The sequence below is a fragment of the Ruegeria sp. CJ6 genome, from assembly GCF_056536665.1.
On sequence record NZ_JBQFQB010000004.1, the window covers coordinates 328,951 to 354,618 of the forward strand.

General features: G+C 57.6%; 25 protein-coding genes. 7 read left to right on the plus strand and 18 right to left on the minus strand.

The annotated features are described in order from the left end of the window. Nucleotides 1–45 precede the first annotated feature (45 nt). Both ACR0BT_RS13985 and ACR0BT_RS13990 read left to right on the plus strand, forming a co-directional pair. Nucleotides 46–1,578, plus strand: a complete 1,533-nt coding sequence (locus tag ACR0BT_RS13985; protein WP_170566301.1) for an AAA family ATPase — start codon at nt 46–48, stop codon at nt 1,576–1,578. Next, the gene (locus ACR0BT_RS13990; protein ID WP_170408323.1) at nt 1,575–2,303 is read left to right on the plus strand and encodes an SDR family oxidoreductase; all 729 of its coding nucleotides are present in this window, start codon (nt 1,575–1,577) and stop codon (nt 2,301–2,303) included. The genes ACR0BT_RS13985 and ACR0BT_RS13990 overlap by 4 nt, the downstream gene beginning before the upstream one ends. A 3-nt stretch (nt 2,304–2,306) precedes the next feature. Here ACR0BT_RS13990 and ACR0BT_RS13995 read toward each other — a convergent pair whose 3' ends face one another. From ACR0BT_RS13995 to ACR0BT_RS14055, 13 genes are all read right to left on the minus strand, one after another. Then, the gene (locus ACR0BT_RS13995; protein ID WP_170513034.1) at nt 2,307–3,071 is read right to left on the minus strand and encodes a TIGR02186 family protein; all 765 of its coding nucleotides are present in this window, start codon (nt 3,069–3,071) and stop codon (nt 2,307–2,309) included. Between the two features lies 1 nt (nt 3,072). Further along, entirely contained in the window at nt 3,073–3,993 is a 921-nt protein-coding gene (locus ACR0BT_RS14000) for a sulfite exporter TauE/SafE family protein (RefSeq protein ID WP_170395834.1), read from the minus strand. A 260-nt stretch (nt 3,994–4,253) separates the two neighbouring features. Next, nucleotides 4,254–5,264 (minus strand): ABC transporter permease, encoded by a 1,011-nt coding sequence (locus ACR0BT_RS14005; RefSeq protein ID WP_170408321.1) that lies wholly within the window; start codon nt 5,262–5,264, stop codon nt 4,254–4,256. Next, nucleotides 5,264–6,358, minus strand: coding sequence for an ABC transporter permease (locus ACR0BT_RS14010; RefSeq protein ID WP_170513031.1), 1,095 nt, complete (start codon nt 6,356–6,358; stop codon nt 5,264–5,266). Before ACR0BT_RS14010 ends, ACR0BT_RS14005 begins: the two co-directional genes overlap by 1 nt. Nucleotides 6,359–6,361: 3 nt before the next feature. Beyond that, the gene (locus ACR0BT_RS14015) at nt 6,362–7,891 is read right to left on the minus strand and encodes an ABC transporter ATP-binding protein (RefSeq protein WP_170395839.1); all 1,530 of its coding nucleotides are present in this window, start codon (nt 7,889–7,891) and stop codon (nt 6,362–6,364) included. Between the two features lie 81 nt (nt 7,892–7,972). Then, on the minus strand, nt 7,973–8,971 hold the full coding sequence (locus ACR0BT_RS14020) for a BMP family lipoprotein (RefSeq protein WP_480763405.1): 999 nt from the start codon (nt 8,969–8,971) through the stop codon (nt 7,973–7,975). 135 nt (nt 8,972–9,106) lie between these two features. Continuing rightward, a complete protein-coding gene (locus ACR0BT_RS14025; RefSeq protein ID WP_480587241.1) occupies nt 9,107–9,523 on the minus strand; it encodes a GNAT family N-acetyltransferase in 417 nt (138 codons plus the stop codon). Nucleotides 9,524–9,534: 11 nt separating this feature from the next. Continuing rightward, the gene (gene tsaB, locus ACR0BT_RS14030; protein ID WP_480763406.1) at nt 9,535–10,125 is read right to left on the minus strand and encodes a tRNA (adenosine(37)-N6)-threonylcarbamoyltransferase complex dimerization subunit type 1 TsaB; all 591 of its coding nucleotides are present in this window, start codon (nt 10,123–10,125) and stop codon (nt 9,535–9,537) included. Beyond that, nucleotides 10,115–10,678 carry a NifU family protein gene (locus tag ACR0BT_RS14035; protein ID WP_170733587.1) on the minus strand — a complete coding sequence of 188 codons (564 nt, stop codon included), beginning with the start codon at nt 10,676–10,678 and terminating at the stop codon, nt 10,115–10,117. The genes tsaB and ACR0BT_RS14035 overlap by 11 nt, the downstream gene beginning before the upstream one ends. Nucleotides 10,679–10,747: 69 nt before the next feature. Beyond that, the gene (locus tag ACR0BT_RS14040) at nt 10,748–11,341 is read right to left on the minus strand and encodes a DsbA family protein (protein ID WP_480763407.1); all 594 of its coding nucleotides are present in this window, start codon (nt 11,339–11,341) and stop codon (nt 10,748–10,750) included. Nucleotides 11,342–11,350: 9 nt separating this feature from the next. Further along, nucleotides 11,351–11,806: a universal stress protein gene (locus ACR0BT_RS14045; protein ID WP_074736907.1), complete on the minus strand. Its 456-nt coding sequence runs from the start codon at nt 11,804–11,806 to the stop codon at nt 11,351–11,353. A gap of 73 nt (nt 11,807–11,879) precedes the next feature. Next, nucleotides 11,880–12,743 (minus strand): branched-chain amino acid aminotransferase, encoded by an 864-nt coding sequence (locus tag ACR0BT_RS14050; protein ID WP_480736957.1) that lies wholly within the window; start codon nt 12,741–12,743, stop codon nt 11,880–11,882. Nucleotides 12,744–12,802: 59 nt separating this feature from the next. Beyond that, nucleotides 12,803–13,264 carry an Lrp/AsnC family transcriptional regulator gene (locus ACR0BT_RS14055; RefSeq protein ID WP_170423751.1) on the minus strand — a complete coding sequence of 154 codons (462 nt, stop codon included), beginning with the start codon at nt 13,262–13,264 and terminating at the stop codon, nt 12,803–12,805. A 129-nt stretch (nt 13,265–13,393) separates the two neighbouring features. On the opposite strand from ACR0BT_RS14055, the gene ACR0BT_RS14060 reads away from it, so the two are divergent. Beyond that, a complete protein-coding gene (locus tag ACR0BT_RS14060) occupies nt 13,394–14,443 on the plus strand; it encodes a Glu/Leu/Phe/Val dehydrogenase (protein WP_170609148.1) in 1,050 nt (349 codons plus the stop codon). A gap of 67 nt (nt 14,444–14,510) precedes the next feature. Here ACR0BT_RS14060 and trpS read toward each other — a convergent pair whose 3' ends face one another. Next, the gene (gene trpS, locus ACR0BT_RS14065) at nt 14,511–15,539 is read right to left on the minus strand and encodes a tryptophan--tRNA ligase (protein WP_170423755.1); all 1,029 of its coding nucleotides are present in this window, start codon (nt 15,537–15,539) and stop codon (nt 14,511–14,513) included. 86 nt (nt 15,540–15,625) lie between these two features. Here trpS and ACR0BT_RS14070 point away from each other — a divergent pair, with 86 nt between their 5' ends. Next, nucleotides 15,626–16,312, plus strand: a complete 687-nt coding sequence (locus ACR0BT_RS14070; protein WP_170423757.1) for a rhomboid family intramembrane serine protease — start codon at nt 15,626–15,628, stop codon at nt 16,310–16,312. Nucleotides 16,313–16,318: 6 nt separating this feature from the next. Here ACR0BT_RS14070 and murJ read toward each other — a convergent pair whose 3' ends face one another. The 3 genes from murJ to ACR0BT_RS14085 are packed head-to-tail and all read right to left on the minus strand — an operon-like array spanning nt 16,319 to nt 21,808. After that, on the minus strand, nt 16,319–17,860 hold the full coding sequence (gene murJ / locus ACR0BT_RS14075; protein ID WP_480763408.1) for a murein biosynthesis integral membrane protein MurJ: 1,542 nt from the start codon (nt 17,858–17,860) through the stop codon (nt 16,319–16,321). Beyond that, nucleotides 17,857–20,676, minus strand: coding sequence for a [protein-PII] uridylyltransferase (locus tag ACR0BT_RS14080; RefSeq protein WP_480763409.1), 2,820 nt, complete (start codon nt 20,674–20,676; stop codon nt 17,857–17,859). Before ACR0BT_RS14080 ends, murJ begins: the two co-directional genes overlap by 4 nt. After that, entirely contained in the window at nt 20,636–21,808 is a 1,173-nt protein-coding gene (locus ACR0BT_RS14085; RefSeq protein ID WP_480763410.1) for a penicillin-binding protein activator, read from the minus strand. Before ACR0BT_RS14085 ends, ACR0BT_RS14080 begins: the two co-directional genes overlap by 41 nt. An 87-nt stretch (nt 21,809–21,895) precedes the next feature. Between ACR0BT_RS14085 and rsmI the strand changes: the two genes are divergently transcribed. From rsmI to gshB, 3 genes are all read left to right on the plus strand, one after another. Continuing rightward, the gene (gene rsmI, locus ACR0BT_RS14090) at nt 21,896–22,753 is read left to right on the plus strand and encodes a 16S rRNA (cytidine(1402)-2'-O)-methyltransferase (RefSeq protein ID WP_480763411.1); all 858 of its coding nucleotides are present in this window, start codon (nt 21,896–21,898) and stop codon (nt 22,751–22,753) included. Nucleotide 22,754: 1 nt separating this feature from the next. Further along, nucleotides 22,755–23,126 (plus strand): YraN family protein, encoded by a 372-nt coding sequence (locus tag ACR0BT_RS14095; protein ID WP_170423764.1) that lies wholly within the window; start codon nt 22,755–22,757, stop codon nt 23,124–23,126. A 61-nt stretch (nt 23,127–23,187) separates the two neighbouring features. Then, nucleotides 23,188–24,120 carry a glutathione synthase gene (gene gshB, locus ACR0BT_RS14100; protein WP_480615436.1) on the plus strand — a complete coding sequence of 311 codons (933 nt, stop codon included), beginning with the start codon at nt 23,188–23,190 and terminating at the stop codon, nt 24,118–24,120. Here gshB and ACR0BT_RS14105 read toward each other — a convergent pair. Continuing rightward, complete coding sequence (locus ACR0BT_RS14105; protein ID WP_480763412.1) at nt 24,117–25,631, minus strand: YifB family Mg chelatase-like AAA ATPase; 1,515 nt, start codon at nt 25,629–25,631, stop codon at nt 24,117–24,119. The two genes, gshB and ACR0BT_RS14105, sit on opposite strands and share 4 nt — an antisense overlap. Between the last annotated feature and the right edge of the window lie 37 nt (nt 25,632–25,668).

Consider the following 25,668-nt stretch of genomic DNA (forward strand, 5'->3'; position numbering starts at 1 on the left):
AATCCACATCTGGCAGCGCGCGGCGCGTCCCTGTAGGGTCGCGCCATGTCCTTGCCCCAAGTCACATTTTCCGAAGATCAGGCTGCCGCTTTTGATAACATTGCCGAGATGTTGCGAGGCGCTGGAGTAGACCTTGAAGACGACGCTCTGCTGAAACTGCCCGGCAACGGAAAGTCTGGTGTGATGGCTGTTATTGGCAAGGCTGGATCGGGCAAAACCCTGTTGCTGGCAGAGCTTTACAAAGCTTTGGCCGAGACGGGGGTCAACCTGATCTCGGGTGATTTCGAAAGCCGCAAATCCCGCGACAAGCGCAGCCTTGCGATCCTCGCGCCGACGAACAAGGCCGCCAGCGTATTGCGGCTGCGTGGGGTGCCCGCGACCACGATCCACCGTATCCTCTATACGCCTGTTTACGACCCTGAATACGAGCGGATCGCCGAATGGCTAGCGGGTAATGACGAACGGCCCGAGATCGAAGGGCTGACAGACGAAGCGCTGGACCGCGCAGCCGCGTTCTATGCCAACAACAAATCCATCCCCGGTGCGCTGGCCGCTGCTGGGTTGCGCGGTTCGGATTTCATCACCGGCTGGAAACGTCGGGAAGAGCCGCTGGATATCGGTTTTGTGGACGAAGCCTCGATGCTAGACGACCGGCAATTCGAGGATCTAAAGGAAATCTTTCCAACCTTGTTGCTATTTGGTGACCCGGCGCAGTTGGCGCCGGTTAACCAATCGGGCTCGATGGTGTTTGACGGGTTGCCAGAGCCGCGCAAGCAAATCCTGCATCGAGTACATCGGCAAACTGCGGATAACCCGATCCTAGACCTCGCCCATGCTCTGTCCGATCCGGCCATGGGGTTTGAGGATTTCGAACGTCTGATCGAGGACACTGCCCGAAAGGATGACCGCGTTGTCTGGGGACAGCGGGTAGAAGTTGATCTGATGGCGCGCAGCCCGGTTCTTGTCTGGCGCAATGCGACCCGAATCCGGCTGATTCAGGCGTTCCGCACCGTACATGGCGCGCCGGAAACTGAACTACTGGAAGGGGAACCGTTGATTTGTGACGGCATTGAGCTGCCGTTGAAGCACCGCAAAAAGCGACTGGACCTTGAGGCGCGCGGGCTGATCAAAGGCGCGCAGGTCATTTACCTTGGCCCTGGTCGCAAGCCGGGTTTTTCGCGGTTGCATGTGATGGGGGCCGAAGACCCTCAGGTCTCGGCGGCGTCGATCGTGCAGATTGAAAAGCCCGATGAGGAGGAGCCGTTCATTCCCTATGCTGCCCGTATGGGGGCAACGTTCCTGCATGGTGCCGCGGTGACGATCCATAAGGCGCAAGGGTCGCAATGGGACACGGTTCAGGTCTTTGCGCCAGACATCTACGCAGCCGCCCGCATGGGCCGTACTGAGGCCGGGCAACCTTTGTGGAAGCGCTTAGCTTATGTCGCCATAACCCGCGCACAGGAGAGGCTAATCTGGGTAGTGCGGAACCGCTTGTCGAAACCGACCCACCCGTTGCGTGTGGATGACCTGCGTGCGGTTGCGGCACCATCCCTGACATTGGAGGCGGAAGAGACATGAAGACGATCATAGTGACCGGTGCAAGCTCGGGCATAGGCCGCGCCACCGCCGAGCTGTTTCTGTCAGAAGGATGGACTGTCGGGCTTCTGGCCCGCAGCGCTGACAAACTTCATGCTATGGCACAGCATAACGCCTCGGCGATCCCGCTGGTTGCCGATGTGACTGACCCGGATGCCGTTGCAAACGCCTTTACTGCATTCACCCGACAGACCGGGCGACTGGACGTGCTGTTCAACAATGCCGGGATTTTTGCCCCTGGTGGCACCATCGACGAGATCGCGCTTGAGGATTGGTACGGCTCGGTCAATGTGAACCTGAACGGCATGTTCCTATGTGCACGGGCTGCATTTGCTGCGATGCGGGCTCAGGCGCCGCAGGGGGGGCGTATCATAAACAACGGTTCAATCGCTGCTCATGTGCCGCGCCCGAACTCGGTGCATTATTCTGCGACGAAACACGCGATTACCGGTCTGACGCGCAGCCTGTCTCTGGACGGGCGGAGTTTTGGAATTGCCTGTGGTCAGATCGACATCGGAAATGCGCGCACCCCGATGGTGCAAGGGCTGGTCGATGAGGCGCTTGCCGAAGGCCGCGACCCTGATCCCACCATGGATGTCGGGGATGCCGCCCGCTCGGTACTGCATATGGCCGAATTGCCGCTTGAGGCGAATGTGCAGTTCATGACCGTTATGGCCACGACCATGCCCTATATCGGTCGCGGGTGACGATCAGTTCTCGCGCAGTAGGCGGAAGGCTGTCGAAGCGCCCCAACCGGCGGCAATCGCGATGGCCAGTGACATAAGCCCGTACCAAATGGGTTGTTCACGCGACATCGCGTACAAGAATCGCTCAAGCCCGACTTTGCGTACTCCGATCGAGGTTTCAAAGGTTGAGACCACCTTTCCGTCTCGCGTCAGGAAGATTCGGGCGCTGTAGTCGCCTTCGGTCAGGTCCGATGGCATGTCGATTGATGTGCGGAACAACGTCTGTTCGTCCACAGCCACTGTGTTTTCCCGGATCGAATACAGCCCTTCATCTTCGCGGATGCGGATGACCGCCTCGGAAAAATCCTGTGCGCCTTGAATGCTCATGTCCGCGCCGACCGACCGGATGGCACGCTCGATCGAAACCTTATAGCGTAGATCTTCGGTTTGAGTCAGAACCTCGGAAAACGGTGCGCTGGTGGCAACGGCGTAGAAGCTTGGAGCCAGATCAACAACAAGGCTGTCGGTGTTCACCCAGATACCGAACCGTTTCTCTTTGCGGCGTACGGTGACAGGTTCGGATGGGCCGACCACCGATACGATGACCTCAAGCGGTGGACCGTCCGGGATCGGAGCTTCGCGCTTCACCGCGCCGAAAACCAGTATTTCGGACCCGTCAAAATTGGCGGTAATCGAGACGCGATCCTGACTTAGGCCCAGAACAACCTGTTCTTCGGCTGCGTAGACTGGCAGACAGATCAGACAAAGAAGAGCAATCAGACGCAGCATCTTAGTGCCCTCCCGCATCGCCAAGCGAATACAACTCGGCGGGTTGAAGCAGAAGATCAAGCGCCAGCTTGCCGCAGACGACAAGTACAAGAGCCGCCAACAAAACGCGCAGTTGTTCAGCCGGCATTCGGGCACCGATGACTGTTCCGATTTGGGCACCAACTACGCCACCGACGAGCAGAAGAACCGCCAACACGACATCAACGGTATAGTTGGTGGTGGCGTGCAGCATAGTGGTAAAGGCGGTTACAAAGATGATCTGAAACAGCGAAGTTCCGACAACAACCTTGGTCGGCATGCCCAATAGGTAGATCATCGCGGGCACCATGATAAACCCGCCGCCGACACCCATGATGGCAGACAGGACACCGACAAACAGGCCTACGACAAGCGGTGGAATGACCGAGATGTACAGGCCCGACGTCCGAAACCGCATCTTGAACGGCATGGCGTGCACCCAACCGCGCTGGCGTCGTTTCGGAGGCGGCGTGCCGCCTTTCCGCGTTTTTCTAATCGCGTTCAGGCTTTCGACAAACATCAGACTGCCGATGATGCCCAGAAATACGACATAGCAAAGTTTGACCAGCAGATCGACCTGTCCGAGGCTCTTGAGATAGTTGAAGACAACAACACCCAACGCAGCGCCTGTCAGCCCTCCGACCAAAAGGACTGTACCCATTTTAAGGTCCACGGTTCGGCGCCTGAAATGCGCCAGCACCCCAGAAAATGATGAAGCAACAATCTGGTTTGCCTCGGTTGCAACCGCAACCGCAGGCGGAATGCCGATGAAGAACAGCAGTGGGGTCATCAAAAACCCACCGCCAACGCCAAACATTCCAGACAGAATGCCCACCATTCCACCCAGTCCAAACAGTAGAAACGCGTTTACGGATACTTCGGCAATCGGGAGGTAAATCTGCATGGCTTCTTCTAGACAGGAGAGGCCGTACCACGCGGTGTGGCAAAGCCATTGGTAACATAAATCTCAACAGACGAAGCGCGCGTGCCAGGTGGGGCCATCTAGTTGTTTCCGTGGCTCAACCTGAAAATAGTCGATAGCATGGCTGCGGAACTGATGCGGGACACGTCCATACCCCCTTAGAGCGGTTGCGGCATACAAAATCAACTCTGTATGCCGCTTTGCAGCAAACAGGACTGAGGGGCAGTCCTGAACTGGCTCTATCAGCGTTCCTTTACATATGGTTCGCCGCCTGCGCGTGGCGGTATGGCCTTGCCGACGAACCCGGCAAGAATCACCACGGTCAGGATATAGGGCAGGGCGTCCATGACCTGCACCGGGATCACGACCCCGCCCAAATCGATGTTCTGGAACCGCAAGGCAATGGCCTGCAACAGCCCGAACAACAGGCATGCCCACATCGCGTGCCACGGACGCCATTTTGCAAAGATCAGAGCAGCCAGTGCGATGAATCCGCGCCCAGCGGTCATCTCTTTCACAAAGCCTGCTTGCAGCGCGGTGGCCAGGTAGGCACCTGCGATGCCGCAAAGTACGCCGCAAATCGCAACCGCTGCGTAGCGGAGACCTACAACCGAAACTCCAGCAGTATCCACCGCCGCAGGATTCTCTCCGACCGCGCGCAGACGCAGCCCGAACCGGGTGCGGAACAGAATCCACCAGGTCAGTGGCACCATAAGGAAAGCCACATAGACCAGAATGGAATGGCCAGACAGAAGCTCGGAATAGGCCATATGCAGGGGATTGGTTTCAGACATCAGCTCGGAAACCGGACGGCCTGTCAGTTCGGCGTCAGCCGGACCGATCGCATAAGGGAATTCTGCAGATTCAAACCGCCCTTCACCGAACAATGATGGCGTACGACCACCCTGCTTGAACCAGCTTTGGGCGACAAGAACGGTCATACCTGAGGCGAGAAAGTTGATCGCAACCCCCGAGATAAGCTGATTGCCCCGGAACGTGATCGACGCAAACCCGTGTAGCGCCGAAAGGACCAGAGATGCCGCGATCCCGGCCAGCAATCCCAGCCACACCGAACCGGTTACGGCGGCGACGGCAGCCGAGAAGAATGCTGACATCAGCATCTTGCCTTCAAGGCCGATGTCGAAGATGCCCGCGCGCTCGGAGTATAGACCGGCCAGACAGGCAAGCAGCAAAGGCGTAGCCAGTCGGATGGTCGAATCCAGAACCTGGATGAGTGTCAGGAAGAAATCCATCAGGCCGACCCCTTCCGAAGCGCCATGAACAGCTTTTCAAGCGGCATGCGCACCATGTTGTCCAGTGCTCCGGTAAACAGAATGACCAACGCTTGGATGACCACGATCAGTTCGCGCGGAATTGATGTCCAAAGCGCCAGTTCGGCCCCGCCCTGATACAGAAACCCAAACAGAATAGCGGCTAGAAATACCCCGAATGGATGCGACCGACCCATCAGTGCCACGGCAATTCCAATGAAACCCGCGCCTTCGGTTGCGTTCAGCACCAACCGCTCGGCTTCGCCCATCACGTTGTTGACTGCCATCAGGCCCGCCAGAGCGCCCGAGATCAGCATGGCAATAATCGTGATGCGTACAGGCGAGATACCGGCGTAGACGGCACCGGTTTCCGAATGGCCGTAGGCGCGGATTTCATAGCCCAACCGAGTTCGCCAGATCAGCGCCCAGACAACAAAACACGCAAGGATTGCGACGAAGAACGAGATGTTGGCAGGCGCACCTCGGAAAACGATGTTTTCGGCGCTCGAGAACATCGACTGGAAAGTCGGGAGATGCACTGCCTCGGGGAAACGAGCCGTTGCTGGGTCTTGCGACCCTTGCGGGCGCATGACGTTGACCAGCATGTAATTCAGGAAAGCGGCAGCGATGAAATTGAACATGATCGTGGTGATCACGATATGGCTGCCCCGCTTCGCCTGCAGATAGGCCGGGATCGCGGCCCAGGCTGCACCGAAGATCATCGAAGCAGCACAGGCGGCCAGCAAAGCTATTGTCCAATGCGGCCAAGGGACCGATAGACAGACGATGGCAACGCCCAGTCCGCCCAGCATGGCCTGACCCTCGCCGCCGATGTTGAACAAGCGCGCGTGAAAGGCAACTGCAACCGCGAGTCCGGTGAAGATGAAGTTCGTTGCATAATAAAGTGTATAGCCCCAGCCGTAGGTTGACCCTAGGGCCCCAGTGACCATCAGATTTACCGCCTCAAGCGGATCTTCCCCGATGGCCAGGATCACGATTGCCGAAAGGATTGTGGCTAGAAGCAGACTGATTAGCGGGATCAGTACCACATCGGCCCATTTGGGCATTTTTTCCATGGTTCAGGCGGCCTCTCCTGCAACACCGGCCATCAGCAGGCCCAGTTCTTTTTCATCCGTCTCGGCGGGCAGACGCTCGCCCATGATATGTCCGTCAAACATAACCGCGATCCGGTCCGAGAGTGAGAAGATCTCTTCCAACTCGACCGAAACCAGCAGTATCGCCTTGCCCTGATCCCTCAAGGCGACGATCTGTTTATGAATGAACTCGATGGCACCGATATCCACGCCGCGCGTGGGTTGGCCCACCAGCAGCAGATCGGGATTACGCTCGATTTCTCGTGCAACGACGATTTTCTGTTGATTGCCGCCCGAGAAGCTTTTTGCCGTCAGCCAGCCATTGGGCGGGCGCACGTCGAACTTCTCGATCTTGGCTTCGGTGTCGGCACGCAGGGCGGCGTTGTCCATGAACAGCCCGCGTTTGTAAGCAGGGTCGCGGTGGTAGCCGAACGCCACGTTCTCCCACGCGTGAAAATCCATGATCAGGCCTTCGCGCTGCCGATCCTCGGGGACATGAGCGATATGTCGGGCGCGCCGCGCTTGCCCGTCCGATCCGGGGCCGTGCAACGCCAGAGGCTCGCCGTTCAGTTTGATCGAGCCTACCCCGGGTCGCATACCGCCCAAAACTTCAAGCAGCTCGGACTGCCCGTTGCCAGCAACGCCCGCGATGCCAACGATCTCACCCGCGCGAACGGTTAGGTCGATGCCTTTGACACGCTCGACACCGGCCGAATCGGTGACACTGAGGTTTTCGATTTCCAGAACCGGTTTGCCCGGCTGTGCAGGCACCTTATCAACCTGTAGCAAGACCTTGCGGCCAACCATCAATTCGGCCAGTGCCTGCGGATTGGTGTCAGCTGTTTTGACGGTGGCGGTCATCTCACCACGGCGCATAACCGAAACCGTATCGGTGTTCTCCATGATTTCGCGCAGCTTGTGCGTGATCACGATGATTGTTTTACCCTCGGACCGCAGCCGGTCGAGAATGCGAAACAGCTGGTCCGCCTCGGCAGGGGTAAGAACGCCCGTGGGTTCGTCCAGAATCAGAATTTCGGCCTTGCGGTAGAGCGCCTTGAGAATCTCAACCCGCTGCTGCATGCCCACACCGATCTCATCGATGCGTTTGTCCGGGTCGACGAACAGTTCGTATTCTTCCTCTAGGTCTTTCAGCTCTTTCCGGGCTTTCGCGAGCGACGGAGCCAACAGCCCACCGTCCTCCGCACCCAGAACGATGTTTTCCAGAACGGTGAAATTCTCGACCAGTTTGAAATGCTGAAACACCATCCCGATGCCCGAGGCGATCGCCGCCTGGCTGTCAGGGATGTCGGTCTTGGTACCGTTGATCCAGATTTCGCCTTTGTCGGCTTTGTAAAATCCGTAGAGGATGCTCATCAGCGTGGATTTGCCCGCTCCGTTTTCACCGATGATCCCGTGGATCGCTCCGCGGGCGACGCTGATGGAAATATCTTTATTAGCCTGAACCGGCCCAAAGGCTTTGGAAATCCCTTTGAGTTCAATGGCGGGGACGGTCATATCTTGTCCTTGGGTTGCCGAAAGGGCCGCATGCGGCAGAGTGGTGCAGGGCGGAGGCCATGGCCCCCGCCCCCAGTTACATCAGAACTGCAGTGCAGGGCAGCTGTCGTTCTCGTAGTAGCTGACAACGCTTACGTTGCCATCGATGATGTCGCGACGGGCACTTTCAATGGCCGAGCTCATTTCTTCGCTCACCAGTTCCGCGTTGTTTTCATCCATCGCAACGCCAACGCCATCTTGTGCAAGACCCATGGTGTAAACACCGGTCTGGACGTCTTCGCCAGCTTTCATGGCGTCATATACAGCAACGTCCACACGCTTGAGCATCGAGGTCAGGACCTTGCCCGGGTGCAGGTGGTTCTGGTTGCTATCGACACCGATTGACAGGATGCCTTCGTCGGCTGCGGTTTGCAGAACGCCAACACCGGTACCGCCCGCAGCGGCGTAAATCACGTCAGCACCCTGGCTGATCTGTGCTTTCGTCAACTCCGAGCCCTTCACCGGGTCGTTCCATGCTGCAGGGGTGGTGCCTGTCATATTGGCAACAACGTTGATGTCCGGGTTTACGGACTTCGCGCCTTGTGCATAACCACAACCAAAGTGACGGATCAGAGGGATATCCATACCACCGATAAAGCCCACTGTGCCGGATTGGGACGCCATCGCCGCCATCATGCCGACCAGGTATGATCCTTCATGTTCGGCAAATCCGATCTGGCGAATGTTCGGGGCTTCCAGCCAGGTCACGTCGACCGCAACGAATTTGGTATCCGGATAGTCACCTGCCACTGCAGCCAATGGATCGGCCATGGCGAAGCCCATTGTGATAATCGGGTTTGCGCCCGCTTCGGCAAAGCGGCGAAGCGCTTGTTCGCGCTGCGCTTCCGACTGAAGCTCGATCTCGCGATAGCTTTTGCCGGTCTGTTCCGCCCAACGCTGAGCGCCATTATGCGCGGCTTCGTTGAACGATTTGTCGAACTTGCCACCCAGATCAAAGATAAGGGCCGGTTCTGCCATAGCAGTACCTGCTGTTAGTGCAACCGCAGCGGCTGCGCCCATCAAGGATTTCATAAATGTCATTTGTTACTCCCGTTGGCTGTTATCGGTCCGGGGCTTAATCCCCCGGTACCCACTCAGAGCGAGCATACCTGTTGTGATGGCGGGAATTGAAGCTGTTTGCAACAGCTTCGGTCAACACATTTTTGACCATATGGTCTAAAAAAGCGAATATTTTTCGCTCAGGGGGCGTTCCATGACGATCGCATCGGCGTTCGGGCCACTTTTGCGATGATAATAGGCTGCGCGATTGCCGCATGGCGTGTATCCGCTGGTTTGGTACAGAGATATCGCCGAATGGTTATCTGAGGCAACGTCCAGAAATGCACGGATTGCACCGAGTTCTCGTGCCTTGGCGTGCCAGTCTGCCATGATGCGCCGCGCCAGCCCGCGTCTTTGATAGTCTGGACGTGTCGCGATCGTGAGCAGCTCGGCCTCTTCGCCGATCACTTGAATGAGGGCGAAAGACCGTTTGTCGCCAACAACATGGGTAAAGCGATTGGCAATCAGATTGCTGAATTCTTCCGCGCTCCACGGGCGTGACTGTGTGAAGGCTGCGGCGTGGGTTTCTGCCATGTCCTGTGGTGTCATTCGTCCAAAAGCACCGGTGGGACATCGCTTGAAGGGGCCGCATCTGCAGGGCGGACATAAAGCGGAGCGGGTGGCGCTTGAACTGTCGTCCAACGACCAGCGGCCACCTGGGCGATCGCACGAACCTGCTGTTCAGGGTCATCGCAGAAATACAATGGCCCAATATCGGACGCAGCATGACGTGAGGTCAGGTAAGGCAATTCCCCCTGAGGCTGCAGATAAGCCTGATCGCGCGGTGCGACAATCGCCGGGAGATGTCCGTCGGGAGCAATTTCCGCAACTGCATCAAACCCCGACACCCCAACCGCCGGCACGCCGAGCCCAAGAGCCAATCCGCGCGCTGCGGATACCGAGATTCGGATGCCGGTGAAATTCCCGGGGCCGATTCCGACGCCGATCGCGTCAAGGTGCCGCCATGTGCAATTGTTCCGGGTCAGGATTTCTTCAAGCAAGGGCATCAACCGTTCCGCCTGCCCACGAGTCATCGCCTCGGCGTGCGATGCGATAATCTTGCCCTCTCGCAGCAAAGCGGCCGCGCAATGCGCGGCCGATGTATCGAATGCCAAAATCGTCGGTTCAGACGGCAACAGGGCGAACCTCGGTCACTTCGGGGATGTAGTGACGCAACAGGTTCTCGATCCCCATTTTCAGCGTTAGGGTCGAGGACGGACAGCCCGCGCAGGCTCCCTGCATGTGCAGATAAACAACGCCGCGGTCAAAGCCGTGGAAGGTGATGTCACCGCCGTCCTGAGCCACAGCAGGACGCACGCGGCTATCCAGCAGATCTTTGATCTGGTTGACAATCTCTGCATCTTCGCCGGTGTGTTCAGCGTGGCCCGAGGCGGTCTCTGCGCCTGCGCCCATAACCGGTTGGCCGGACTGGTAATGCTCCATCACAGCGCCGAGAATTGCGGGCTTGATGTGATCCCACTGCACGTCATCAGATTTGGTTACCGTGACAAAATCGTTGCCGAAGAACACGCCTGTTACGCCGTTTACACCGAATATGCGTTTGGCGAGCGGAGATTTTTCTGCAGCGTCGACGCTTGGAAAATCAGCGGTGCCTGCTTCCAGAACCGTCTGGCCGGGTAGGAATTTTAGTGTGGCCGGGTTGGGTGTGGATTCGGTTTGAATGAACATGGCGCGGCTCCGTCTAAGATGCACTTGATATGCGCGTCCGTGCGGGGGAAGTCAAGATTTGGAACCGTTCTAAATTGCGGCGGAGTAAGAAATCGCATCATCCAGACGATCATCACCCCAGAATAGCTCGTCCCCAATAACGAAACTCGGCGCACCAAAGATGTGTTTAGCCTTGGCCTGAGTAACTTGCTCGAACAAGGCAGCCTTGATCGCGGGGTCGCTTATCCGATCCATCAGATCAGTCGAAACGCCAGATTTGGTAAGGCACTCAGCCAGAACCGCCGGATTCGATATATCACGACCGGAACCAAACTGCGCAGAATAGACAGTGCGTACAAAGGCTGCCCGTTGATCAGCTGGTTCGATCGCCAGCGCTAGCCTTGCTGCTTTCAAGCTGTTTTGCGGAAATGGCTCAGGCCGCCGAAAAGGTAAATCGCGCGCGGCGCAAAGCCGTTCCATGTCTCGCCACATGTACCGACCTTTTGCCGGGTAGAGGTTGAACGGCGAGTTGTTCCATCCCTGTTCAGCAAAGATCGGCCCCAGAAGGAATGGGTGCCATTCTATGGCAACTCCATATTCCGAAGCCGCCTGCTGGATACGCATCGCGCTGAGATAAGAATAGGTCGATGCGAAGTCGAACCAGAACTGCAGCTTCGCAGACATAAATTCACCTCAGGTGATGGCCTCCAGCTTCTCTTTGCTCAGATCGCCGGGCACGATAGTAATAGGAATGGGCAAACTTCCAGAGTTCCGGGTCAGTTGTGTCACCAACGGTCCGGGGCCTTTTTTGTCAGTACCTGCACCCAGAACCAATACGCCGATCTCGGGATCGGATTGGACATGTTCAATGATTTCGGCCACCGGATCGCCTTCACGGATTGCCAATTCGGGCTCGACACCCTGTTTGTCGCGCATCCATTTGGCGAACACCTCGAAATGGGCGTGAATACGTTCACGCGCTTCTTCGCGCATCACCTCGGCAACACCGATCCAGTGGTTGAATTCGTCCGGTGGAATTACCGAAAGAACCGTAACCCCGCCGCCAGTATGTGCCGCACGCATAGCGGCAAAGCGCATGGCGTTCAGGCATTCACGGCTGTCGTCCAGAACGACTAGGAACTTGCGCATGTTTGTCCTCGTTTGTTTTCGGGATCATGCCTCACAGGGTAAGCAGTGGCAACTGAAACAGAAAAGGAGCAGATCAGCAATTGCTTGCAGCCCAATCCCAGTACATCTCGCGTGTGCGACGGGCGATTGGGCCCACCTGATACTGGGTGTCATCCAGCGCGGTGATTGGCGTCACTTTGCTCATGTTACCGCTCATGAACACTTCGTCCGCGTCGTGAAAGTCATCGAAAGTCAGCACGGTTTCATGCACGGTTACCCCGTCGGCGCGCAGGTTTTTAATATGCCGCGCGCGTGTAATCCCGGCCAAGAATGTCCCATTGGGGATTGGAGTAAAAACCTCACCATCGCGCGCCATGAAGATATTTGCGGTCGCAGTCTCGGCCACATGCCCCATCGCGTCGGCCACAAGGGCGTTTGAAAAGCCCTTGCTGCGTGCCTCCTGCAACATCCGGGCATTGTTCGGATACAGGCACCCTGCCTTTGCGTTGACCACAGCGGATTCCAGAACAGGGCGGCGGAACCGAGTGGTTGTCAGCGTCGCCGAGGCGGTTTTGGGTGCCATTGGGATTTCTTCAAGACAGATGGCAAAGCCAGTGCTGTTTTCCTGAGGGACGATGGCGGTGTGATCCCCGTCGATGCCCCAATACATGGGGCGAATGTAAACGGCGGTGTCAGGTGCGTAACTTTGCAACCCTTCGTGAACCAGATCGACCATCTGTTCGGTTGTTACAGAAGGTGTCAGCATCAGCGCCTCGGCTGAACGGTTCACGCGGGCACAATGGGCATCCAGATCCGGGGTCATACCATCAAAGTACCGGGCTCCGTCAAACACCGATGAGCCCAGCCATGCGCCATGGTCAGCAGCGCGCATGATCGGTGCGTCCCCGTCATGCCATTGGCCGTTGAAATAGGTGCGGATGTTTTTGCCGACTGCCATTGCGCCCTCCCTCAAGCTTCGGGGAAACCTAGGTTGGGGCTGACGCAAGGTCCAGCAGATTATCCGTGGTGCTGAGGCAGCGCTTCGCGTTTGACCATGGTGCGCAAAGCGAAGTTTGATCGTAGGTTTCGAATGCCCGAAATTTTCATAAGCCGGTTTTCCAGAAATGCATCAAACGCATTGAGGTCTTTGGCAACCACGCGCAGCAGAATGTCGCGTGATCCGGTCATGAGGTAGCATTCCATCACCTCGTCGCAGCGACGAATGGCCTTTTCGAAGGAATCGATGGCGTTGCGATCCTGTTTCTCCAACTCGACAGACACAAAGATTGTGACGCCGAATCCAAGCCGCTCGGGGTCGACTTGTGCGGCGTAGCCGGTGATAATCCCGTCCCGCTGCAGTCGATCCAAACGCCGTGCGCAGGGTGTCGGGGACAGCCCGACATGCTCCGCCAAATCGATGACAGTCATACGGCCATCGTTTTGAAGGGCGCGGATTATCTTGGAATCGATATCATCCATGGCGAAAAACTCCACAAAAGTTTTCAATTTTAGATGTTAGCACCAAAAATTCCCCTGATATAGTGACAAAAGGGTGAAAATCACTCGACGATAGGTGGCAAACTCTCGGAAGCACTCCGGAGGAGAAGAATGGACATCACCATCGTAGACGCGCCAGAGCACGAGCGCGTGGTCGAATTCAAAGATAACTCACTTGGTCTATTGGGCTACATCGCGATCCACTCAACGCAACGTGGCCCCGCTGCGGGCGGTGTGCGTATGCGCCCTTACGGCCACCCAGCCGAGGCCCTGGACGATGCTTTGCGACTGGCAAGGGGCATGACGTTCAAGAACGCCGCGGCTGATCTGCCGCTCGGGGGAGGCAAGGCTGTCATTATCGGGGATCCTCATGAGGATAAATCACCTGAACTTTTGCGGGCCTTTGGGCGCGTGATTCAAGGTTTGAACGGTCTGTACTGGACGGCAGAAGATATGGGTATGACGCCTGCAGATATGGCGCATATCGGGTCTGAAACCGAATTTGTGGCTGGGCTGGCGGAAGGTGAGTTCGCCAGCGGTGATCCGTCTCCGATAACGGCGCGCGGGATATTCAATGCTATCCGGGTGACAGCGCAGCACCGGTTTGGATTTTCTGGCCTGAAAGGCCTGACTGTATCGGTTCAGGGGCTTGGCCATGTAGGCGAGCATTTGTGCCAGTTGTTGCACGATTCTGGTGCGCAGTTAATCGTAACTGACATCGACACCCGGCAAGCGGCCCGCGTGGCCGAACGGTTTGCGGCACAGGTCGTTGCACCCGATGCGATCTACGGCGTTGAAGCGGATATCTTTGCGCCTTGTGCGATCGGCGGCATCCTGAACGAAACGAGTATTCCATTACTGAAAGTCGGCGCTGTGGCCGGAGGGGCAAATAATCAGTTGTCCAGCGATCGGGACGCGCAGTTGCTCCACGAGCGTGGCATTCTTTACGCCCCTGACTTCGTCGCCAATGGCGGTGGTATCGTGAATGTGGCGACGGAAATCCTGCGTGTCGCAGAGCGTGAAGCTTGGGTCGCCGGTAGGTTGCAGGCGCTGGAGCAGACGATGGATCGCATCCTGACACGGGCCAAAGCCGAAGCGGTCAGCCCGCACGAAGTTGCGGAATCCATCGTGCACGAGATGCTGAGCCTGCAGGCGGCATAAGAGCCGACGGAACGAAAAACGCAGCCCGAGAAAGGGCGGCGTTCTTTTTTGGATTGCGATCGCGTGGTCAGGACTTGCCCGCGCCGACCATCCCTACAATCTCGTAGGTCTGCTGCAGAATCGGGGCCGCGATTGCACGTGCCCGTTCAGCACCTCGGGCGAGAATCTGATCAATCTCGGCCTCTTCGCCCATCAGGCGCGCCATTTCGGTTGAAATGGGTGAGAGTTTCGAGACCGCAAGTTCTGCCAACATTGGCTTGAACTCACCGAATTGCTTCCCGCCAACCTCAGCCAGCACTTGTGCGGCCGTCTGGTCGCTAAGCGCGGCATAGATATTCACCAGATTGCGCGCCTCAGGACGGTCTTCAAGGCCATCGACCTCCGATGGCAAAGCGTCCGGGTCGGTCTTGGCTTTACGGATCTTCTTGGCGATGGCGTCGGCATCATCGGTCATGTTGATCCGCGTCATATCAGACGGGTCTGACGACGACATCTTCCGGGACCCGTCACGCAGGTTCATCACACGGGGCGCAGGCCCACCGATGACCGGTTCGGTTACCGGAAAGAAATCGACGCCATAGTCATGGTTGAACTTGATTGCGATGTCGCGCGTCAGTTCCAGATGTTGCTTCTGGTCTTCACCAACAGGCACATGGGTCGCGTGATAGACCAGAATGTCTGCCGCCATCAGGGCAGGATAGGCGAACAGACCCAGCGAAGCATTCTGCGCATTCTTACCGGCCTTGTCCTTGAATTGCGTCATCCGCTGCATCCAGCCGATCCGGGCGATACAGTTGAAAATCCAGGCCAGCTGTGTGTGCTCGGGCACCTGGCTCTGATTGAACAGGATGGATTTCTCGGGATCCAGACCAGCGGCAATGAACCCCGCGCAAACTTCGCGGGTCTTTTCACGCAGACGATCCGGATCTTGCCAGACAGTAATCGCGTGGAGGTCGACCATGCAGTAGACGGTCTCGTATTCCGGCCCCTGCATATCCACGAAACGTTTAAGTGCACCCAGGTAATTACCCAAGTGCAGGTTTCCTGAAGGCTGGATGCCGGAAAACACGCGCGGCGTGAATTGGGTCTCGGTCATCGAAGGAAACTCCTGTCTGGAAAAATCAGCCCCCGTCGCTTACCCATGAGGCCAAGGGACGTCAACAGCCGCGAAAGGCCAGCCCAATGAGCAGTGAGCATTATACACCGCCCGTGAACCCTCTGCCGCCGGTCGTGGTGGCGCTGGTTCTGTTCATCATCGGGATTGAACTGATCTTCTTGCTTGGCAGCAGGGGCTTGGTCGGAGGGCCGACTGCTGTTGGTTGGCGCTTGGATGCGTTGCAGCAATATACGTTTTCGCCCGATATATTCGATTGGATGGTCCAGAACGGGCGCTGGCCGTTCGAACATGTGATCCGCTTTGTCACATATCCCTTTGTTCAGGCCAATTTCACACAAGCTGTGTTTGTCTGCGTGTTTGTTCTGGCGATGGGGAAGATGGTGGCTGAGGTCTTTGGCAGCGTCGCCATGCTGATCATATTCGTCTTGTCCGGTGTCGGCGGAGCGTTGGCCTATGCGGTGCTGTTGAACCCGCCATATCCACTGGTTGGCGGGTTTCCTCCGGTTTATGGGCTAATCGGCGCGTTCACTTGGCTGCTGTGGCGCAAGCTTTCTCTGGTGGGTGAAAACCAATCGCGCGCATTCAGCCTGATCGCGGTTCTTATGGGCATTCAGTTGCTGTTCGGTCTGATCTTCGGTGGGACCTCGGATTGGGTCGCCGATCTGGGCGGTTTTGCCACCGGGTTTGGTTTGTCTTTCTTTCTGGCTCCGGGTGGCTGGGCACGCATCCTCAGCAAAACGCGACGCGATTGATGCGCATTAGCTACGGCGCAGCGCTGTTCGGAACTCCGAAATCCGGAAGGCGCCAAAGATGTGCCCCAACAAGAAGTAGGCCACCGCCGCAGTTACAATGAGCACGAGAAGCGCAAGGTAACGCCAGCCTGGTACTTCGAACGTCCAGCCGAAGAGGTTAATGGCCGCAAACAACACCACCCCCATGCCAGCCGATGCCGCCACGACCCGCCAAATCCGCTGTTTGAACCGGTCATCAAATCGGGCTTCGTCGCCCATTCTGCGCGCACCGATTGCAAGCAGCGCAACCATGGCCCAGCCAGCAGTCGACGCTGCGATTGCGGGCGCAATCCACCCGACAATGGGATAAAGCCCAAAGGCAAGTCCGGCATTCACCACCATCGCAACCACTGCGTATCGAAACGGTGATTTGGTATCTTCGCGGGCGAAGAACAACGGTTGCAGCAGCTTTTGCAGCATGAATGCGGGCAGCCCGATACCATAGATGGCCACGGCCAAGGCGGTCGCCGCTGTATCTTCGGCGCTGAACTGGCCGCGTTGGAACAGGACCGAGACCAACGGGCCGGGGATGATCATAAAGGCAACTGTCGAAGGCAAGGTCAGCAGCAGAGTAAACTCTCCGGCTCTTGAAAAGGCGTTGCGTGCTCCATCTTTGTCGTCTGCGCGCAGGCGGCGTGACAGGTCGGGTAACAGCACGATGCCGACGGCGATGCCAACCACTCCGAGCGGCAGTTGATACAAACGATCTGCGGCAAACAGCCAACTGACTGCCTTTTCGGTTTTTGATGCCACAAGCTGTCCGACCACAAGATTGACTTGCGTAACGCCCATGGCCAACGCCGCAGGAACCGCGATCCGCACCATGCGGCGCATTTCCGGGCTGAGCTTTGGCCAACCGGGCCGAATGCGAATTCCGGCGCGTTCAGTCGCAATCCAGACAAGCGCCAATTGCGCGATGCCTGCGACTGGGATGACCGCGATGAGCCAGCGTACGATTTCTCCACCAGATATCGCGCCAAAGATTAACGCGGAGCAGGCGAATATGTTCAGCAGCACAGGAGCGGCGGCTGCAGCGGCGAAGCGTCCGGTTGCGTTCAATACTCCGGAAAACAGCGCAGCGAGGGACATAAACAGGATGTAGGGGAACACGACGTAACCATAATCCACCGCCAGATCGAAGCGTTCATCACCATAGAATCCTTCGGCGGTTATCCAAACCAACGCGGGCATGAAGACCATCGCCAGACCGACTAGCGCCAACACCGCCACCGCCAACAGGTTAAACGCATCCTGTGCGAAACCTTCGGCGTCTTCGCCGCCTTCAAGGCGTTTTGAAAACATTGGAACAAAGGCTGCGTTGAATGCGCCCTCGGCAAAGAAGCGGCGGAACATATTGGGTAGTCGGAAGGCTGCGACGAAAGCGTCCATCACCGGTCCGGGCCCGATATAAGCGGTCAGCAGGATTTCCCGCAAAAAGCCCAGAATGCGGCTTGCCAAGGTCCAGAACCCAACGGTGAAAAAGCCCGAAATCAGGCGGATCGGCTTCATGATGCGGCCCGCTCGGCACCTTCGGTGATGGCCGCGCGCAGCTTGGCTTCCAACCCGCGTTGCTTGGCCTCAGAGTGGTATTTCAGGCCGAACATATCCTTGACATAGAACGTGTCGACCACCTGTTCTCCATAGGTGGCGATCACTGCGTTCGCGATATAGACATTGGCGGCTGCCATCGTGCGCGTCAAATCATATAGCAGTCCGGGCCGGTCGCGGGTGTCGACTTCGATGATCGTGTAAATCTCTGAACCTTCGTTGTCGAAGGTGATATGGGTCGGGACGTTGAAGGCGCGTTCGCGCTTCTTGATCTTGTCGCGGGATTTCAATGCGTCCCGTGCGACAACCTCACCCCTGAGTGTCTTGTGAATCATCTGGGTCAGCCGAGGCAGGCGCGTGGCCTCGAAGGGATGGCCCTCGGCGTCCTGAACCCAGAACGCATCAGTTACATATCCGTCTTTCGTCGTATAGCTGCGGGCATCAACCACATTGGCTCCGACAAGGGCAAGTGCCCCCGCTATGCGAGAAAAAATACCCGGATGATCACCCATGGCAAAACACGCGCGGGTGGCGTCGCGATCCTCATCCGGATGCAGACGGATTTCTACGGCACCCGGATCGCCGCTGTCCTCCAGCGATTTCAACATTTCCGCGAATTCGACATGTGTCGAAAGGTTCAGTCCCTGCCAATATGGATCATAATGCCGCCCGGTTTCGGTTTTCAGGTCAGATTTGGACCAGTTTTCCAATTCGGCCCGCAACCGCTTTTTCGCCCCATCTCCACGATTGGCTCGGTTAAGCGCCTCCATCCCGGATTCCAGTGCGTGTTTGGTGTCAGCATGCAAAGCGCGCAGCAATGTAGCCTTCCAGTTGTTCCAGGTCGTTGGTCCGACACCGCGGATGTCACAGACTGTCAGCACCGTCAGCAAGTCCAGCCGTTTGACGGTTGCAACAGCTTTCGCGAAATCGCGGATTGTGCGCGGGTCTGAGATGTCGCGTTTTTGCGCCATATCGGACATAAGCAAGTGATAGCGCACAAGCCATTCGACGGTTTCCGAATCCGCCTTGCTCAGCCCTAATCGTGGTGCCACTTTGCGCGCGATTTGCGCACCCAGAATCGAATGATCTTCGGGGCGTCCTTTGCCGATGTCGTGCAGCAACAGAGCCACGTATAGAACCTTTCGGCTAACACCACCCTCCAGGATGGATGACGCCAAGGGCAGTTCCTCGATTAACTCTCCTCGCTCGATCTGCGCCAAATTGACGATGCACTGGATCGTATGCTCGTCCACCGTATAGCTGTGATACATATTGAACTGCATCATCGCCACGATGTGCTCAAACTCGGGCAAAAAGGCTGACAGAACCCCCAACTCGTTCATGCGTCGCAGGGCACGTTCGGGGTTGCCGTGTTTCAGCATCAGATCAAGAAAGATGCGCCGCGCCTCTTTGTCGTTGCGCATCTCATCGTCGATCAGGTTCAGGTTGGCCGTTACCAACCGCATTGCGTCGGGATGGATCAGCATACCCGTGCGCAAACCCTCTTCGAATAACCGTAACAGGTTGACCTTGTCTGACAGGAACGTGTTAGGGTCCGCGATATCCAGACGGCCATGGACCACGCGGTAACCGGCCTTGACGCGAGGGCGACGGCGGAAAATACGTTCCAGCAAGGCCGCGCCCTTCATGTGCGAGGCTTCCAGTTTGGTCAGGAAAATCCGTGTCAATTCGCCCACACGTGTGGCTTCGCGGAAATAGCGTTGCATGAACACCTCGACGGCGCGCCGACCGGCGCGGTCTTGATATCCCATACGATCGGCCACCTCGACCTGCAGATCGAAGGTCAGTTGTTCCGTCGCGCGGCCCGTCACCAGATGCAAATGAGACCTGACGGCCCAGAGGAATTCTTCGGCTTGCGCGAACTCGTCAAACTCTTCGGGCGTAAAGAGGCCCATAGGGACCAGTTCGGCCACGTCCGTTACGCCATAGATGTATTTTGCGATCCAGTAGAGCGATTGCAGGTCGCGTAAGCCGCCCTTGCCCTCTTTGACATTGGGTTCGACCATATAGCGTTCACCCTGCTTCAGGTGCCGCTCATCGCGCTCTTTCAGCTTGGCTTCGATAAATTCCCGCTCGGTGCCTTTGAAAAGATCGGTCTTCAGGCGCGCTTCAAGTTCTTGCGCAAGGGGCTGATCCCCGACGAGATACCGTTGTTCCAGCATGGCGGTACGGATGGTGAAATCATCGGCCCCCAGACGCAGGCAATCTTTGATCGTGCGTGAAGAGTGACCGACCTTCAGCCGCAGATCCCAGAGAATATAGAGCATGGATTCGATCACGCTCTCGGCCCAGGCGGTGATTTTGTACGGCGTCAGAAAAAGCAGATCTACATCGGATGACGGGGCCATCTCACCCCGGCCATAACCTCCCACTGCCAGCACAGCGATTTTCTCGCCTTGCGTGGGATTTGCCAGCGGATGCAGATGCTCGCTGGCAATGCGCATTGCTGTGCCGACCATCTGGTCCGTCAGATAGGTATAGGAATGCGTCAGCGGCAGTGCATCAAATGGGCGCTCGGCAAAGGCGTCCGCAATCGCCTTGCGGCCTGTCTTTTGCGCCTCTCGCAGAATGCGCACCGTCTCGGCGCGCAAGGCTGCGTTGTCCGAACTGTTTTCAACAGCGGCGGACAGGTTGGCATTGACCTCGGCGTTGTTAAAAATCTCGTCAGCCGCGCAGATCAGATTGACATCGGGCGCAGAGCCCTGCGCCGGTCGATTAGAATCCGGCGCCAGAGAAGCTTTGTGGGGCAGGGTCAATCACAACCACCTGTTTGTTCTGGATCGTGGCAACAGCCAGACCGCGTTCGTTCGTACCGTTCGGCCGCAGGCGGAAAATACCGCCGACACCCTGAAAACCGGCGTTCTGGGTTAATGCTGCACCTGTCAACGCGTTCGATTTGCCCTGGCTGACCAAGGCTCCGATCGCAGCGATTCCGTCATAGGCAAGCCCGCTGATCGGGTGTGGTGCCTCACCGTAGGTGTTGTTGTAACGCTGGCGATAAGCCTGTGCCTTTGCCGGATCGGGAAGTGCGAACCAGCCACCTTGTACGCCAGGCAATTCCAGCGTTTGGGCTGGAATGTCCCAACGTGTCAGGCCGATATACTGAGTTGTCGCAGGCGACACACCAGCCTCGGGCAACAACTGGCTGTAAAGCGGCAGCGCGCCTGCGGTTGTCGCGGTCAGGAAAATCGAATCTGCGCCAGTCGAATCTACCGTAGCTTTGATCGCCGAAACCGAATCGATCACGCCCTGCTGAGACCGGTCATATCCAACTGTGCCCGCATTGTTGACGCGGCTGTTGCTGAGCGCGGCAGCGATGGCGGACTGGCCTAGCTGGCCCGCTGAGTCATTGCTGTGCACAATGACAGTACTGTTTTTACCCTGCTGTCCGGCGTAGTTCACCAGCCTGTTGGCCGTGTTCTGGAAAGTGGGGCCAAGCACATAGACATTGCCGCCCGCAATGCTGGTGTTGTTCGAGAAGGACAGCACGTTCACATTGTTGTTTAGCACCGCAAGTCCTGCCGCGTTTGCGGCTTGTGCGTACACTGGCCCAAGAATGATCTTGGCCCCGTCCGCTACAGCTTGCTGTGCAACCGCCGAGGCCGTTCCGGCATTGCCGGCCGTGTCGTAGACGCGCAGATCAATCTTGACGTTCGGCAAATCCGCTATAGCCAGCCGCGCTGCGTTCTCAAGGCTACGGGCAAGGGCCGCATCGCCAGACTGAGGTGATCCGCTTGGGACCAACAGGGCCACCGGAACCGGGTCAGAGGTGTCGATCGAGGGGCCTTCGCTGATGCCGCCGACTTCACAGGCGGCCAGAAAAGCGGCCGTGGCCAGTACAATGGCGGATTTCGCCAGTTTGCGTGCGGGCTTGCAAACGGTAAACATCTAAAAGAAAACTCCCTGATCCGGCGTCTGAGGGCACCTTGGTCTATTGAACCGCGATAATAAACGTCACGCTGTGAGGGTCCAGCTTTGAATTTCCAAAAGATCAGATTGGCCACTGGGCTGTACTTTATTGCCACCCCAATCGGGACGGCACGCGATATTACGCTCAGGGCGCTCGATGTTTTGGCCTCGGCAGACATGATTGCTGCCGAAGATACGCGCAGCTTGCGACGTTTGATGGAAATCCACGGCGTGCCGCTCGAAGGGCGCCGCATATTGGCCTACCACGATCACAGCGGCGCGGGCGCGCGGGGCAAAATACTTGAGGCGCTGGAACAAGGGCAATCGGTGGCTTACGCGTCCGAGGCGGGAATGCCGCTGATCGCCGATCCCGGCTATGATTTAGGCCGCCAGGCGGCTGAGGCTGGGCACAACGTGACATGTGCACCGGGACCGTCTGCTGTTTTGACGGCGCTGACGTTGGCGGGGCTTCCCACGGATGCATTTTTCTTTGCCGGGTTCTTGCCCAATGCCTCTGGCGCACGGCGTTCACGAATCGAATCCCTGCGCAGCGTCCCCGGAACGCTTGTCTTCTATGAATCGCCGAAGCGTGTGGCTGCCTGCCTCTCTGATCTCGCGGATATTTTGGGTGGAGACCGACAGGCGGCCCTGTGCCGTGAACTCACCAAAAAGTTCGAAGAAACGCGTCGTGGCACGCTCGCTGATCTGGCAGCAGAGTACGAGGGCGCATCGGTTAAGGGCGAGGTGGTTCTGCTTGTGGATCGCGCCCATTCGCAATCTGTTAAGGACTCTGACGTAGAAGGGGCATTGATAAAAGCATTGCAAACGCATTCGGTGCGGGATGCGGCAGATTTGGTGTCAGAGATGTTCAGCCTGCCGCGCCGCCCGATCTATCAGATGGCTCTGAAGCTGGGAAAGGGATGATATGGCACAGAGATCCGTTCGGGGTTCTGTATCTTATCACGCTGGACAATCCGCCGAACTTTGCGTGGCCGCCGAATACGCGCGACGGGGTTATTCAATCGCAGGACGCAGGTGGCGCGGTGCCGGCGGTGAAATAGATCTGATCGCGCGCAACGCAGATGGGTTGGTCTTCATTGAAGTTAAGAAAAGCCGTAGTTTTGACCGCGCAGCCGCCCGGATTAGTCGCCGACAGATGGATCGAATTTGCGCATCCGCTGCCCAGTTTCTTGAACAGGAGCCGGCTGGTCAGCTGACGAATACTCGGTTTGATGCGGCACTGGTTGATGACACTGGAACTGTTCAAATCATCGAAAACGCCTTTGGTTTGGACTGACCCCCATTGAACCCGTCAAGCCTCTGCGCCATGTATCGAGCGTGGAATTGAGGGATACACCATGAAGATCGCCTTTCAGATGGACCCAATCGGGGCCGTGGATATCAACGCCGACAGCTCTTTCCGTCTGGCAGAAGAGGCTCAGGTGCGCGGCCACCAGCTGTTTTTTTATGGCCCGGATCAACTGGCTTACCAGGAAGGCAAGATCACGGCGCGCGGCCATGACATGACGGTGCAACGAGTCGCTGGCAACCCGGCAGTGTTGGGCCCTGAGCGTGAAGTGGACCTTGCTGAATTTGATGTCGTCTGGCTGCGCCAAGACCCCCCGTTTGACATGCACTACATCACCTCGACCCATTTGCTTGACCGGCTAAAGGGGCAGGCCCTGGTGGTTAACGATCCGTTTTGGGTGCGAAACTATCCCGAAAAGCTGCTGGTTCTGGATTTCCCTGAACTGACTCCGCCCACCACGATTGCGCGGGATTTGCGAACCATCAAGGCGTTCAAGGAAAAGCATGGCGATATCATCCTCAAGCCGCTTTACGGCAACGGAGGTGCTGGCGTATTCCGTCTTGATGCGAATGACCGCAACCTGACATCGCTACATGAGCTGTTCACCGGCTTTTCTCGTGAGCCTCTGATCGCGCAGAAATTCCTGCCCGATGTGCGCAATGGCGACAAGCGGGTCATACTTGTCGATGGTGAGCCGGTGGGCGCCATCAACCGGGTTCCAGCTGAGGGCGAGACCCGCTCGAACATGCATGTGGGCGGGCGCCCCGAGAAAATCGGCCTGTCCGAGCGAGATATGGAAATCTGCGCTGCGATTGGGCCGTTATTGAAGGAACGTGGTCAGATCTTTGTGGGGATCGATGTAATTGGCGACCACCTGACCGAGATCAACGTGACCTCACCCACTGGTATTCAGGAGCTTGAGCGGTTCAATGGCGTGAACATCGCCGAGAAAATCTGGCAAGCGATTGAGGCGAAACTTTAAGCTCCTGCTTTGGCGCTGATGCGAAAGCTCAGCGCCTCGGCGACATGGGGGCGGCGCACATCCGGCTCACCTTCGAGGTCGGCAATGGTGCGGGCCACGCGTAGGATGCGGTGAAAGGCGCGGGCCGACAGGCCAAAGCGTTCCGCGGCTTTCAGTAATAGTTCTTTGCCCTGAGCATCAGGGGCGGCGATTTCTTCCAGCACATTGCCTTCGACATCTGCGTTTTGACGGATATTTGGCGTGTCGCGAAAGCGATCTGCTTGTATGGCGCGCGCCGCTTCAACCCGCTCTGCGACGGTCGCAGAGTTGTCGCCGGTAGGCGGCAGGTCGAGATCGGTAAATCCGACCGGAGGGACTTCGATGCGCAAATCGAACCGGTCTATCAACGGCCCTGAGATACGCCCCAAGTAATCCTCACCACAGACCGGCGCGCGTGAACAGGCGCGGGACGGGTCCGTCAGGTATCCGCATTTGCACGGGTTCGCGGCGGCTATCAGCATAAAGCGGCATGGGTATTTCACATGGGCGTTGGCGCGGGCGACCATTACCTCGCCGGTTTCAATAGGTTGGCGCAGGGTTTCCAGGACGGTGCGCGGAAATTCGGGGAATTCGTCCATGAACAGGACGCCGTTATGCGCCAGTGAAATCTCACCGGGTTTCGCGCCTTTGCCACCGCCCACGATCGCCGCCATCGAAGCGGTATGGTGCGGTTCGCGAAACGGTCTGGCACGGCTGATGCCCCCTTCGTCCAGTAAGCCGCAAAGCGACTGGATCATCGATGTCTCTAAAGCTTCGACCGGGCTCAGAGGCGGCAAAATACCCGGCAGACGCGCCGCCAGCATGGATTTGCCAGAACCGGGCGTTCCGATCATGATCAGGTGATGCCGCCCGGCGGCGGCGATTTCCAAGGCGCGTTTGGCGCGCTCTTGCCCCTTCACGTCCCGCAGGTCCCGTGCATTGGGTGATAGTTTCACTTCGCCCGGTGTCGCAGCGGGCAGCGCAGACTGACCGGTAAAGTGCCGCACCACATCCCCCAACGAGCCCGCTCCGATTACCTGCGTGGTGTCAACCCACGCGGCTTCGGCGCTAGAGGCGCTGGGACAAAGCAAGCTGCGATCATCGGCGGCTGCTGTCATGGCAGCGGGCAGCGCGCCGACGACGGGTACCAGAGAACCATCCAAAGACAACTCGCCCAACGCGACAGCGCCCTCGGCAGCATCCGCTGGGATGATTTCCAACGCAGTCAACAAAGCGACGGCGATAGGCAGGTCGAAATGGCTGCCCTCTTTGGGCAGATCGGCAGGCGAAAGGTTAATCGTGATCCGTTTCGACGGCAGCGCGATCGCCATCGAACTTAGCGCACTACGAACACGGTCACGTGCTTCGGAGACTGCCTTGTCCGGCAATCCCACGATGGAAAAGGCCGGAAGGCCCGGTGAGACGGCGCATTGCACCTCGACCGGGCGGGCATCGACCCCTTGAAAGGCAACGGTGTGAGCACGGGCGACCATGGCAATCCTGTCCTTGGTTAACAGGACGTTGCTGCCA

Excerpts from the sequence above, each read along its gene's own strand:
- ACR0BT_RS13985 (WP_170566301.1), top strand. The coding sequence starts at position 46 with ATGTCCTTGCCCCAAGTCACATTTTCCGAAGATCAGGCTGCCGCTTTT.
- ACR0BT_RS13990 (WP_170408323.1), top strand. The coding sequence starts at position 1,575 with ATGAAGACGATCATAGTGACCGGTGCAAGCTCGGGCATAGGCCGCGCC.
- ACR0BT_RS13995 (WP_170513034.1), bottom strand. The coding sequence starts at position 3,071 with ATGCTGCGTCTGATTGCTCTTCTTTGTCTGATCTGTCTGCCAGTCTAC.
- ACR0BT_RS14000 (WP_170395834.1), bottom strand. The coding sequence starts at position 3,993 with ATGCAGATTTACCTCCCGATTGCCGAAGTATCCGTAAACGCGTTTCTA.
- ACR0BT_RS14005 (WP_170408321.1), bottom strand. The coding sequence starts at position 5,264 with ATGGATTTCTTCCTGACACTCATCCAGGTTCTGGATTCGACCATCCGA.
- ACR0BT_RS14010 (WP_170513031.1), bottom strand. The coding sequence starts at position 6,358 with ATGGAAAAAATGCCCAAATGGGCCGATGTGGTACTGATCCCGCTAATC.
- ACR0BT_RS14015 (WP_170395839.1), bottom strand. The coding sequence starts at position 7,891 with ATGACCGTCCCCGCCATTGAACTCAAAGGGATTTCCAAAGCCTTTGGG.
- ACR0BT_RS14020 (WP_480763405.1), bottom strand. The coding sequence starts at position 8,971 with ATGACATTTATGAAATCCTTGATGGGCGCAGCCGCTGCGGTTGCACTA.
- ACR0BT_RS14025 (WP_480587241.1), bottom strand. The coding sequence starts at position 9,523 with ATGGCAGAAACCCACGCCGCAGCCTTCACACAGTCACGCCCGTGGAGC.
- ACR0BT_RS14035 (WP_170733587.1), bottom strand. The coding sequence starts at position 10,678 with ATGTTCATTCAAACCGAATCCACACCCAACCCGGCCACACTAAAATTC.
- ACR0BT_RS14040 (WP_480763407.1), bottom strand. The coding sequence starts at position 11,341 with ATGTCTGCGAAGCTGCAGTTCTGGTTCGACTTCGCATCGACCTATTCT.
- ACR0BT_RS14045 (WP_074736907.1), bottom strand. The coding sequence starts at position 11,806 with ATGCGCAAGTTCCTAGTCGTTCTGGACGACAGCCGTGAATGCCTGAAC.
- ACR0BT_RS14050 (WP_480736957.1), bottom strand. The coding sequence starts at position 12,743 with ATGGCAGTCGGCAAAAACATCCGCACCTATTTCAACGGCCAATGGCAT.
- ACR0BT_RS14055 (WP_170423751.1), bottom strand. The coding sequence starts at position 13,264 with ATGGATGATATCGATTCCAAGATAATCCGCGCCCTTCAAAACGATGGC.
- ACR0BT_RS14060 (WP_170609148.1), top strand. The coding sequence starts at position 13,394 with ATGGACATCACCATCGTAGACGCGCCAGAGCACGAGCGCGTGGTCGAA.
- trpS (WP_170423755.1), bottom strand. The coding sequence starts at position 15,539 with ATGACCGAGACCCAATTCACGCCGCGCGTGTTTTCCGGCATCCAGCCT.
- ACR0BT_RS14070 (WP_170423757.1), top strand. The coding sequence starts at position 15,626 with ATGAGCAGTGAGCATTATACACCGCCCGTGAACCCTCTGCCGCCGGTC.
- murJ (WP_480763408.1), bottom strand. The coding sequence starts at position 17,860 with ATGAAGCCGATCCGCCTGATTTCGGGCTTTTTCACCGTTGGGTTCTGG.
- ACR0BT_RS14085 (WP_480763410.1), bottom strand. The coding sequence starts at position 21,808 with ATGTTTACCGTTTGCAAGCCCGCACGCAAACTGGCGAAATCCGCCATT.
- ACR0BT_RS14095 (WP_170423764.1), top strand. The coding sequence starts at position 22,755 with ATGGCACAGAGATCCGTTCGGGGTTCTGTATCTTATCACGCTGGACAA.
- gshB (WP_480615436.1), top strand. The coding sequence starts at position 23,188 with ATGAAGATCGCCTTTCAGATGGACCCAATCGGGGCCGTGGATATCAAC.
- ACR0BT_RS14105 (WP_480763412.1), bottom strand. The coding sequence starts at position 25,631 with ATGGTCGCCCGTGCTCACACCGTTGCCTTTCAAGGGGTCGATGCCCGC.